General features: G+C 34.6%; 10 protein-coding genes. 2 read left to right on the top strand and 8 right to left on the bottom strand.

Annotated features, from left to right (window positions below; genetic code table 11):
• Positions 1-1,671: IS1182 family transposase (locus FJV36_RS06480; protein ID WP_233264608.1), on the top strand; the 1,671-nt coding region annotated here is incomplete at its 5' end.
• A 92-nt stretch (positions 1,672-1,763) separates the two neighbouring features.
• Here FJV36_RS06480 and FJV36_RS06475 read toward each other — a convergent pair.
• The 7 genes from FJV36_RS06475 to FJV36_RS06445 form a co-directional block, all read right to left on the bottom strand.
• Complete coding sequence (locus FJV36_RS06475) at positions 1,764-2,462, bottom strand: hypothetical protein (protein ID WP_158730013.1); 699 nt, start codon at positions 2,460-2,462, stop codon at positions 1,764-1,766.
• A 169-nt stretch (positions 2,463-2,631) separates the two neighbouring features.
• Positions 2,632-3,702, bottom strand: a complete 1,071-nt coding sequence (locus FJV36_RS06470; protein WP_158730014.1) for a hypothetical protein — start codon at positions 3,700-3,702, stop codon at positions 2,632-2,634.
• 483 nt (positions 3,703-4,185) lie between these two features.
• Positions 4,186-7,527 carry a preprotein translocase subunit SecA gene (gene secA, locus FJV36_RS06465; protein WP_158730015.1) on the bottom strand — a complete coding sequence of 1,114 codons (3,342 nt, stop codon included), beginning with the start codon at positions 7,525-7,527 and terminating at the stop codon, positions 4,186-4,188.
• An 85-nt stretch (positions 7,528-7,612) separates the two neighbouring features.
• On the bottom strand, positions 7,613-7,834 hold the full coding sequence (locus FJV36_RS06460) for a DUF2795 domain-containing protein (protein WP_007138072.1): 222 nt from the start codon (positions 7,832-7,834) through the stop codon (positions 7,613-7,615).
• Between the two features lie 169 nt (positions 7,835-8,003).
• Entirely contained in the window at positions 8,004-8,573 is a 570-nt protein-coding gene (locus FJV36_RS06455; RefSeq protein ID WP_158730016.1) for a cob(I)yrinic acid a,c-diamide adenosyltransferase, read from the bottom strand.
• A 33-nt stretch (positions 8,574-8,606) separates the two neighbouring features.
• Complete coding sequence (locus FJV36_RS06450; RefSeq protein ID WP_158730017.1) at positions 8,607-9,464, bottom strand: RimK family alpha-L-glutamate ligase; 858 nt, start codon at positions 9,462-9,464, stop codon at positions 8,607-8,609.
• A 210-nt stretch (positions 9,465-9,674) separates the two neighbouring features.
• Positions 9,675-10,361 carry an ABC transporter ATP-binding protein gene (locus tag FJV36_RS06445; protein ID WP_086454014.1) on the bottom strand — a complete coding sequence of 229 codons (687 nt, stop codon included), beginning with the start codon at positions 10,359-10,361 and terminating at the stop codon, positions 9,675-9,677.
• A 375-nt stretch (positions 10,362-10,736) separates the two neighbouring features.
• Between FJV36_RS06445 and FJV36_RS06440 the strand changes: the two genes are divergently transcribed.
• Entirely contained in the window at positions 10,737-11,408 is a 672-nt protein-coding gene (locus FJV36_RS06440; protein WP_158730018.1) for a hypothetical protein, read from the top strand.
• A 57-nt stretch (positions 11,409-11,465) separates the two neighbouring features.
• Here FJV36_RS06440 and FJV36_RS06435 read toward each other — a convergent pair whose 3' ends face one another.
• Entirely contained in the window at positions 11,466-12,245 is a 780-nt protein-coding gene (locus FJV36_RS06435) for an O-methyltransferase (protein ID WP_158730019.1), read from the bottom strand.
• Positions 12,246-12,248: the final 3 nt, after the last annotated feature.

The following is a 12,248-nucleotide window of genomic DNA, read 5'->3' as shown; positions in this document are numbered from 1 at the left end:
TGTGCTTGTTGCACAACTCGAACAAATATATCAAAAAAAACTTGCAAAAAAGTAAAAGAAATTGTATTTTTAACTATGCAAGGAAGAAAAGAACTCACGCCAAAAATGCTCTATCAAGTTCATTTACAGGACCTGATTCCTGAGCATAATTTTTATCGATTGCTTGATACAGCTATCGATTTTCATTTTTTATATAAAGCTACTGCAAAGTATTATGGAGACGAAGGACAGGAGAGCATTGATCCCGTTGTGTTTTTCAAAATCTGTTTGGTAGGCTATTTAAACAACATAAATTCGGATAGGAAACTCATCGAATATTGCTCAAATTGTTTAGATGTTCGCCTTTTTATTCGGTATGACATTGACGAAGCATTGCCTTGGCACAGCACCATTAGTCGCACGCGTCAGTTATATGGTGAAGAAGTGTTTTTAAGTTTGTTTAAAGCCGTTTTAAAACTATGTGTTTCCAAAGGTATGATTCGCGGCAAGCGTCAAGCCGTGGACAGTGTTTTTATCAAAGCCAATGCCTCTATGGATAGTTTGGTAGAGAAAGAAGTATTGGAAGATGCCAGTGCCTTTGTAGATGAATTAGAAGAAAACAGCGAATTTAAAACTACCAGCACTAGAAAGAAACTAGTAGAACAACACCATAATTGGAAAAAAGAAGCTTACAAGAGCCAACCCAATCCTAACTTCAACATTGATAAAGTAGATGAACACGGCAATTCAATACGTCCGAGATTTGTATCGAATCACACCCATTATTCTCCCACCGATTCTGATGCTAGGGTAAGTGTAAAACCAGGAAAAGCAAGACAGTTAAACTATTTTGGACAAATAGCTGTAGACGATGCTCATCATGTAATAACAGGCGCCTGTTCTGATTTTGCAGACAAACGCGATAGTCAGTGCGTGCAAAAAATAGTAGAATTAACAGAGGAAAATCTAAATGAAAATGGCATTGAATTAGAAGAACTTTTAGCCGATGGAGGTTATAGTAGTGGAGAAGCGTTAAAATATTTGCACCAAAAAAACATCGATGCCTATATTCCAAACTTCGGACAGTACAAACCCGAGCGAGAAGGTTTTATTTTCAACAAAGAACTCAACCAATATGAATGCATCAAAGAAGGTTCCAACAAAGCCATTTTACTCTTTAAAGGCGAAAAGAACGATAGCAAAAGCTACACCAAAAACAGCTATCGAAGTAGTGAGCGCGATTGCAAAAACTGTCCACTACGAGAACAATGCTGCGGAAAAAGCACTAAGTATAAAAAGATAGATCACAGCATCCACAAGGAACACTACGATCGAATGCACCAAAAACTGACTCAAAACGCACGCTATGCCAAGCAAATGGTGCGAGTGAGAAGTAAAACCGTAGAACCAGTAATAGGAACGTTGGTCAATTTTACCAATATGAAGCGCGTAAACACAAGAGGAATCAAGCAAGCCAACAAACACGTTTTAATGGCAGCGTTGACCTATAATCTTAAGAAATACTTGAAGTTTATCACCAAAAAAACAAAAACAAAAGCCGGAGTTGTAAGTGAAATACAAGCAAAAGTACCAACTTCTCTAAAAACAGCTTTCATTGACTTGAAAACTGACTTTTTAAGGCATTTTATTTTTACAAACTACAACCTAAAACCAAAAATAAACCTCGCTTAAAAATCCTTAAACGAGGTTGTTTTTTACGCTTATCTTGAAATTTTACTTTTTTAAGAGAGTTGCGCAACAGCTACGTGTGTTATGTGCTGTTTTTATATGTCTAAATTTACTTCTTTTAAATCTGGAAAAAATTTTTGAATTCTTAAATTAGTCATATTTAAAGTGTTTTCAACACTTTTTTGAACAAATTCATCATCTAAATTCAACTTAGATTTGTCTAGGTTTTTGATTTTAATAATTAATCCTTCAAGAATTTCTAAAGCTTTACTTTTATTATTATCCATCATATAATAGTCAAACGAATTAAGTGGTTCTAATGAATATTCTGCGATTCCTGAGTAAGTAGAGCATATTTCTAAATATGGTAGAATTGAATTCGTTATATTTTTAAATATATTTTCTTTGATCTCTAATTCTGAATATTTTAATAGGTCGTATTTCCCATTTATTTGTGTGTGTGCGTCCCAATTTACTCTATAGTTTTTACTGGGTGATGGTTGAGAAATTGTTTTTTTGTCAATTCTACCTTGATGATGTGTGGCTTGGTCAGTCTGATAGGTTTCAATATACCATTTTGGATATTCTTTGATTTCGAGTCTGCAGAGTAACCTATAATCTGCTGACGTGTCAGAGTTATTCCATTTATTTCCCTCGAAGTAAATAATGTGTTTAATTTTATTTACTGTTCTAGTGAATTGTGATTTTGAATCAATAAATAAAAAACCTTTAGTGTTTAAAAAATCAATTGTCTGCAACCGTAAAATATGTGTTAATCTTTCTCTAGGCGTCATATTCAATAATTTTAGTTTATACTTTTAGTCGTGGTAAAATAGCACATAACGTTCCCGCGCTACAAGTAGTTTGGGACTAAATTAAGCCCATTTTTCGGATTTGCCAAATCTTCCAAATACAAGACCATTTTCAAATTAAACCAAATCCCCAAATTGCTTGTAGCGTGTGTTACTTGCTGTTTTTTTGTTCGTCAAGATAATCGTTGATTTGAAAATTTTCTTTGTCACTAGCACTCCATTTTTCTTTTATGAAATCAATATACAAGTTTTTGTCTGGATTGTCATTAAACATGTCTATGCTTTGAGTCATTTGATGAGCTATTACCCAATCCCAATTTGTATCATATAATGTGTTGATTATTGAAGTTTGCTTTTTTTCAAAATCTTCAAATGGCATTGTTTGTAATGTCTTCCATTGTGAAATTTTGCTTTCAAGTTTGGGCATTAGTTCAGCTTCAATAAGGTTAATAATTGAATCTTTAAAAATGTCTGGTCTCATTTCTTTCGTTCTGTCAAATAATGAGTCAAACAATCTGTTTTCTGATAGATAAAATTGTTGTGGCGTATAATATTTTGAATAGCTGCTTTTGTATTTCTTAAAAATTGCAGTTAAGTTTATGTACCTAATGAAATTGGAATTCATTTTTTCAATTTGTAAATGAAAATCAATATCACTGTCATATTTAAAAACTAAGTTTAAATTGTTTGATGAAAGTTGTTCTATTGCTACTGTCTTCCAATTTTGAGTATTGTTTTTTTTAGATTTTTTTAATTCTTTCCAATATCCTTGAAAAAACGGGTATGAATTCCCTATGATTTTAGTTAATTTATCAGTGTTTTGTATGTCAATTCTATTTCGAATATATAAAGTTTCTAATGTATGGATTATTGTTCCTTTTACATCTTTACTCTTGGTAATTTTGTAAAAATCTAATAGAAAGTTTGATGACTTCACTGTCCCATTTAGACCAAGTATCTTGATGAAGTTACAACATATGACTTTATCTTTTTCGATTTCTATTCTTGAAATAACAAAATCTTCTATTTTTTCTGGAGAATTAAATTTTTGTAAAATTGTTATTGCAGAGGTTTTTATTTCTCTTTGCTTATATGTGAGTTCTATTAATTTTTGAATATAATTTTCGTCTGGTTCTATTTTTAGTAGTTCCCAAATCAAATTCGAGATTTTGTACTTGTCTTTTGTAGAATTAATTTGTTTAAATATTTCTTCGTATTTCATTCCGTCTTTCTTTTAAAATAGCAAGTAACTTGTATATATGTCTGACAAAATCAGACATATCACACCTCAATTGGTTGGCTTTGTCTGACAAGAGTCAGGTTTTATTTAATTTCAAATATAATAAATTTCTCTTATAAATCATCAAACGGACTTTTAATTTGTTGTGTACTTTTCTGATGTATTTATTTGGATGTGAAAGCCATTTTGATTTTTTAAGGATTAGTTTGCTTTTGGATGATTCTTTTTTCTTTTTGGGTAGTTTCACGGTATAGCCCTGACAGTAGCGCAAAGCCTATGCCGGTTGAAAACCACTTTTTATGGCGCTGGCAGAGCGACCGTAGGAAGCTCCTGAAAGCGCCTGTAAAAAGGGTTTGAAACCAAATAGCTTGCAGCGTATGGCGGGAATAGCTCCCGTAAAAAAATAGAATAAAAAAACTCCACTACTTGCGCAGTGGAGTTTTATGAATCTTGAAATATAAGGTTTTAGTTCACTAATACCCATTGTCCTGAGGCGATTAGGCTTTCGGCTTTTTTGTATTTCATTTCTTGTGTTTGACCGTTGGCCACGTTTTGAATGGTTACGTTGTCATTGCGATTGATTTTTGGCATGTCGCGAGTGATGGTCTCTGTAACTTGACGTTGCTGTGTTTGCATGGCTTCTTGATTTGCACTTTCGCTGCTTACAATTTCATCTTTTGAAGTGGTGTAATCCTCAACGGGAGTTACATCAATAGCTTCTTGAATGCGTTGGTTTTCTTGTGCTGGCAAATCTCCTTTGAACAAGAATGAAATTACTTCTTTGTTCACATTATCAATCATGGCTCTAAACAAGTTAAAGGCCTCTAGTTTGTAAATTAGCAACGGATCTTTTTGCTCGTGTACGGCTAATTGAACAGATTGTTTTAGCTCATCCATTTTGCGCAAGTGTTTTTTCCACGCTTCGTCTACAATGGCTAGTGTGATGTTCTTTTCGAAATCAGCAACTAGTTGTGCGCCTTGAGAATCGTAAGCCATTTTTAAGTCGGTAACTACATTCAAAGATTTAATTCCATCCGTGAATGGAACTACGATGCGCTCAAACTGGTTGTTTTGATCTTCATAAACGCTTTTGATAATCGGGAATGCTTCACGGGCGCTACGTGCTGTTTTTTCGGTATAATAATCTAATGTTGCTTTGTATACTTTTCCGGTAAGATCCATTGGGTTCATTTTGGCGAACTCACTTTCGGTTACTGGAGATGTGATGGAGAAATATCGTATTAATTCGAACTCAAAGTTCTTGAAATCATTTATTGCTTTGTTTTGCTCAATAATTACTTCGCAGGTATCATAAAGCATGTTTGCAATGTCTAGCTTTAAGCGTTCGCCAAACAAGGCGTGACGACGACGCTTGTAGACTACTTCACGCTGTGCATTCATTACATCATCATATTCTAACAAACGCTTACGTACTCCAAAGTTGTTTTCTTCTACTTTCTTTTGAGCGCGTTCTATAGATTTAGTCATCATAGAGTGCTGAATCACTTCGCCTTCTTGTAATCCCATACGGTCCATTACTTTGGCTACACGCTCAGAACCAAATAAACGCATTAAGTTGTCCTCAAGCGATACATAAAACTGAGAACTTCCTGGATCTCCTTGACGTCCTGCACGACCACGTAATTGACGGTCTACACGACGCGAGTCATGACGCTCTGTACCTACAATAGCAAGTCCACCGGCAGCTTTAACCTCTGGAGATAATTTGATATCGGTACCACGACCAGCCATGTTTGTGGCAATGGTTACTACGCCTGGTTTTCCAGCTTCCTCCACAATTTGTGCTTCTTGCTTGTGCATTTTTGCATTCAAGACATTGTGTGCTACGCCACGCATTTTCAACATTCGGCTTAGTAATTCTGAAATTTCAACCGATGTTGTTCCAATAAGTACTGGTCTTCCGGCTTTAGACAATTCGGTAACATCTTCAATAACAGCGTTGAATTTTTCACGAGTTGTTTTGTAGATGAAATCTTCTTTGTCTTTTCTAGAAATACCTCTGTTAGTAGGGATTTCTACTACATCAAGCTTGTATATTTGCCATAACTCACCCGCTTCTGTAACTGCAGTTCCAGTCATTCCGCCCAGCTTGTTGTACATTCTGAAATAATTTTGCAAAGTAACCGTTGCAAAAGTTTGTGTAGCTGCTTCGATTTTTACATTTTCTTTGGCTTCAATGGCTTGGTGCAATCCGTCAGAATAACGGCGACCGTCCATGATACGACCTGTTTGCTCGTCTACAATCATGATTTTATTGTCCATGATTACATACTCTACATCTTTTTCGAATAAAGCGTAGGCTTTTAAAAGCTGTGTTAAGGTATGGATACGCTCACTTTTGATCCCGAAGTCTTGAAATAATTTTTCTTTCTCTTCGGCTTCAAGGTCTTTCTCTAATTTTTTCTTTTCGATATTGGCAATTTCAGTTCCAATGTCTGGTAGAATAAAAAAGTCAGCATCTGTATCACCAGATAGGTACTGGATTCCATTATCTGTTAATTCTACTTGATTGTTTTTTTCTTCGATAACAAAATACAATGCCTCATCAATTTTGTGCATTTCTCTTTTGTTGTCTTGCATGTATTGATTTTCGGTTTTTTGAAGCAGTTGTTTGATACCTTCTTCACTCAAAAATTTAATCAATGCTTTATTCTTAGGCAAACTTCTGTAAGCTCTTAGCAATTGAAATCCACCATCTTTAGTGTTTCCTTCTTTGATTAGTTTTTTAGCTTCAGATAAGAATCCGTTTGCTAATTGACGTTGAAGACTTACTAGGTTTTCAATTTTTGGTTTTAATTCATTGAACTCGTGACGATCTCCTTGTGGAACTGGTCCTGAAATGATCAAAGGTGTTCTAGCATCATCAATCAATACGGAGTCAACCTCATCTACAATTGCGTAATTGTGTTTTCTTTGTACAAGGTCATCTGGAGAATGAGCCATGTTATCTCTTAAATAATCAAAACCAAATTCATTATTGGTACCATACGTAATATCTGCATCGTAGGCTTTTTTACGACCTTCAGAGCTTGGCTGGTAATTGTCAATACATTCCACAGTCATACCGTGAAATTCAAACAATGGTGCTTTCCAGGTACTATCTCTTTTTGCAAGATAATCATTCACCGTTACAAGGTGTACTCCGTTTCCAGTCAAGGCATTTAAGTAAAGTGGCAATGTAGCTACTAATGTTTTTCCTTCACCGGTTTGCATTTCGGCAACTTTACCTTCGTGCAATACCATTCCTCCTATTAACTGAACGTCATAGTGAATCATGTCCCAGGTAATTTCTTTACCTGCAGCACTCCAGGAATTAGCCCAAATGGCTTTGTCTCCATCTAAGGTGATGTATGTTTTTGTGGCAGATAGTTCACGGTCTTTTGGGGTAGCAGTTACCTCAATTTGGGTGTTGTCTTTAAAACGTCTGGCTGTTTCTTTTACCACTGCAAAAGCCTCAGGAAGGATTTGCATTAATGTTTTTTCTGAAATTTCGTAAGCTTCTTTCTCAAGGGCATCAATAGCCACGTAGATATCCTCTCTCTTGTCAATATCTACAATGCTTTCTACTTCTACTTTTAGGGCAGCAATTTTAGCGTCTTTGTCTGCGCCATCTTGTTTGATTTTTTCTTTAAAAAAAACAGTTCTACCTCTTAACTCATCATGTGATAAAGCTTTAAGGGGTTCCTCAAATGTTTTAATTTTAGTGAGATAGGGTTGTAGTGCTTTGACGTCTTTTTGAGACTTGTCGCCCACAAAAACCTTGATTATGCTGTTTATGAAACTCATGATATTTTTATATTTCTAATTGTGTATTTCTGTAAATTTAAACCAAAAAAAAGCCTCTTTTGAGACTTTTTAATTGGTTTGCTTTTTAATATTCATCCTCATTCCAAAGATAATCTTCGTCTGTGGGATAATCTGGCCATATTTCTTCCATTGATTCATATATCTCGCCTTCATCCTCAATAGATTGAAGGTTTTCTACTACTTCTAATGGAGCTCCAGCTCTAATAGCGTAGTCAATAAGTTCGTCTTTGTTAGCAGGCCATGGTGCATCACTTAAATACGATGCTAATTCTAATGTCCAATACATCTGTTGTCGATTTAGTTTTGTGCAAAAATAAATTTTTTACTGAAAAATACAAGTAAAAAACGATTTATTTTTAGTTAAAGTTAAGAACGTTTATTTTTAGTCTTCAGTGATCAGTCTTCAGTGATCAGTATAAAACTGCAAACTGAGACTGCACACTGCTAGCTGAATACTATTTTCTAGGAATCCATTGAACTTCATCCGCTTTTAAGTCGTAGGACAACTTTCGTGCCAACACAAAAAGGTAGTCAGAAAGTCGGTTTAAGTACTTAATTGCGATTTCAACAACGGGTTCATCATGACTTAAATGTACGGCTAGGCGCTCTGCTCTTCGGCATACACAGCGTGCAATATGACAATATGACACAGTGGTATGACCACCAGGCAATACAAAATGTGTCATTGGTGGTAGAGCTTCTTCCATAGCATCTATTTCATTTTCTAATAATTCAATATCCGTTTCAATAATGCCTAAATTTTGCAAACGCAAGTCGCCGTTTTTCTTAACTTCTTTTTCTGGCGGAGTAGCAAGAATGGCTCCTACTGTAAAAAGACGGTCTTGAATTTCTATCAATATATCTTTGTAATGCGCATTGATATCTTGGTCCCGAATAAGACCTATGTGAGAGTTCAATTCGTCAACAGTTCCGTAACTTTCTATACGAGCATGATCTTTGGCTACTCGTGTACCGCCAAAAAGGGCTGTAGTACCTTTATCGCCAGTTTTTGTATATACTTTCATTAATGATATCTTAGTTTTATAAAAAAAACAAATTTAAGCTATTAATTTTATTAATGCTGGAACAAATTGGTCTAATGAATTAGCACTTAAGTTAAAATATAAATCAGGTTCTATGCATTCTATTTCCATCAAATAAAGTACCTCTTCAATGACGATTCCATCAACGCGGGCATATAGTAAATCTTCTTGAAAAGTGTTGACTACTTTTTGTGCTTTTTGGATGAGTTCTGCTGATGGTTCTACCAGCGTGTACTTTCCTCCGTATAGTGATTGTACTCTAAAATCACCAGAAACGGGTTTTTTATTCACAGCATGAGAGAATTTCTTGTCAAAGAAAATGAATGATGTTTCACCTAATGTTTGAATCTCTGGCATGAATTCCTGAAGCAGCAATTCTTTACTGGCAGCTATAGATTGATATTGATTGTTTATCGCTTGAATTTGTGTTCTGTCAAACACTTCGGTGAGATAAGATCCTGCCGAAAAAGCGGGTTTTATGACTGCTTTATTCCAGTGATTTGGTATAAGTTTGTTTAAATCCAGCTGTTGGGTTTTGTCAATAAATAGAGTTTTAATGATGGGAATTCCCTTTTGCTCTAGCTCTTTTAAATAAAATTTATGGATGTTATTTTTTACCGTATCAATGGTGTTTAGTGTTTTTACGCCTAATTTTTTAATCTGGTCAAGCCAAAGTATAAACGCTTGTTCTTTCTCAAAATAGTCCCAGGTATTTCTAAATACCAAGCAGTCAAATTGTGACCAATTGATGTTAGCATCATCCCAAACTGCAGCTATAGCCTGAATGTTATATTGTGCCAGTGCTGGAATTAGTTTTTGATCTTCAGGATTTAAATCAGGAAGTTTTTCGCAGGTTAGTAAAGCGATTTTCATGTATGGGGAAGTTTATGCAGTGCTTTAAAAAGAAATTAAAATTATATTTTTCTACTCTAGATTAGCACTCGTAGGGGAATTTCTAATTCGTTTTACTGTAGTTGAATTTAAGTTTTTTTCTAAAAATTACTGTCAAAATAATACTGGATCATTGTTTGGTAAGGACCTACTTTTTATTGAATAAAACTGTAAACTGCAACAGAATACGGATTACTTTGATACATCACTTTCTATAAGACCATCACGCAAACGAATGACACGGTGTGCATAAGCAGCAATTTCCTCTTCGTGCGTTACTAATATTACGGTGTTTCCTTGTGCGTGAATATCGCCAAAAAGCTTCATGATTTCTACAGAGGTTTTACTATCTAAGTTTCCTGTAGGCTCATCAGCAAGAATAATAGAAGGTTTGTTTACCAATGCTCTTGCAATGGCCACACGCTGTCTTTGACCTCCAGAAAGCTGATTGGGTTGGTGGTCCATTCTATCAGAAAGGTTTACTTGTTCCAGTACTTCGGTGGCACGCTTATTTCTTTCTGATTTTGAAAAACCAGCATAAATCATAGGCAAGGCTACATTGTCTAAGGCAGTCGTTCTTGGTAATAGATTAAAAGTTTGAAACACAAAACCTATTTCTTTATTTCTAATTTCGGCTAGTTCATCATCACGCATTTGGCTCACATCTTTTCCGTTAAGAATATAATTTCCAGATGTAGGGGTGTCAAGACAGCCTAATAAATTCATTAAAGTAGATTTACCTGATCCTGAAGGTCCCATTAATGCAACATATTCTCCTTTATTGATTTGTAAATTAATTCCTTTAAGTACATATACAATTTCATTTCCTAGAACAAAATTTCGCTTAATATCGGTGATCTGAATTAGTGGGTTTGCCATTCTTTATTAAATTTTATTCTTTCGTTACCTGAAAGATGCTGTTAAGTTGAGATATAAAGGTATAAAAGTTTTATTTGAGTAATAAGTAGCAGTTTTTTTTATTTGTTACAGTATTGGTCTAGTAATTTGATTTGGTTTTCGTTTTCATAAATTAGGAAGTCTAAATGCTGGAATCAGTATCTCATTCATTGACATGAAATCCTTAGCTAAAACTTTGCAAGACAATCTCTATAAATTACTGTTTGTAAAGCATTCTCATTGTTTTAGTCAGTTTTGCACAATTATAGTAATTAGTTGCATAATTTTTTGTTTTAAATTGAAAATGAAAGGTTTGCATATACATTTGTTACGTATTAACCACTAAAACATAAAAAAATGAAAAATACAAAACTAGTATTAGGACTTGCTGTAATTGCAATAGGATTTACAGCTTGTAAAGATGAAAAAACAGAACAAGCTAAAGGTAAAGTAGACAATTATGTAATGTATGTAGACTCTTTGAGTAATGTAGCTGCAGAGGATACAAAGGACAACTGGATGGAAATAGAATCTGAGTTTAAATTAAAAAGCGCAGAGGCTGAGATTGCTCTTGCTGATATGGCTGATGACGCTGAAGCTAAAGCGCGTATTGAGGCAAGTAGAACAAAGTATGAAGCGATGAAAGCGAACCTTGAAAAAATGAGAGCCGAAGCACTTGCTGCTATACCTGTAAATCCAAAACAACAAATGCGTAATACGCTTTTTGGAGAAGGAAAAGTAGGTGAGGACATGAGTTTTGTTTGGGTTAATAAAAACAATATTTTAAGTGTATATCAACAATTTGTGGATACTGTTGAAAATAATAAAGATGCCTATTCTCGTGAAGATTGGGTTGAAGTAAAATTGATGTATGAAGCACTTGATAGTCGTAAAAATACCGTTGAAAAAGAAGGCCTTACTAGTGCAGATAATAACAAAATTGCAGGTTTGAAATTGAAATTTGCGCCAATGTATACCTTAAATCGTATGGGTGCAAAATCAGGAGAAATGAAAAGAGCTAAAGAATAAAGTTGTATTAATTCAAAAGGAAATGGCAATCAGTAATGGTTGTCATTTTTTTTTGCTTTATAATCTAATTATAAAATGTTGTTTGGGTTGTTCTCTTCTAAAAAATACCAATCCCCATTGAAACGTATCAATTGTTACGGTCACTTTTGGATGGTTTTTTATGATTTGCCAAGCCTCTTCCATTTCTGGCGACCAATGAATATCATCGAATATCCAAAGCGCATCATTTGTTACAGTTGGAAGCAAGGCTTCAAAATAATCTAAAGTTGCTTTTTTAGAGTGATTGCCATCGAAATAAATGAGTTTAAAGTCGAAAGTGGAAGGCCGAAAGTCACTTAAATAATTACTAAATTCTGTTACAATTGGATTTACATTATCAAAATGGAATACCTGAAATTGACTTTTTGCAATTGCCATTGTACTTGAACAACCTTCGAGCGTTGTGATTTTTGATTTTAGATTTGCCATAGCTAGTGCCGAAGTCGCTAATCCTAATGAAGTTCCGATTTCTAAAATACTTTCAGGTTGAAAATATTTGGTGATCCGGAATAATAATTCGGCTCGTTTTGAAGAAATTCCTGCTGTTCTCGCAATCTTTGCAACGACTCTTGTATTCGATTTGAAAACTTTCGAACCTGCGCCAAAATCAGTTACTTCTATCGAATTACTATTTGCTAAAAGCGTGTTTCTGTATTTTCTTAAAATTGAATATTCGGGTTTTGAATTTTTGTCATAAAAACATTTCGTCAATAAACTAAATACAAATGGAGAATGCACCGCATGCTCATTTTTCGAGTGCCAAAGGAATTGTAAATAGGATTTGATTTGAAACAGCATAAT

Origin of the sequence: Flavobacterium sp. I-STPP5a (assembly GCF_009764685.1) — a bacterium.
Lineage (GTDB): Bacteria > Bacteroidota > Bacteroidia > Flavobacteriales > Flavobacteriaceae > Flavobacterium.
The sequence above is the reverse complement of the archived record's forward strand: the minus strand, read 5'-3'. Positions and strand labels throughout refer to the sequence as shown.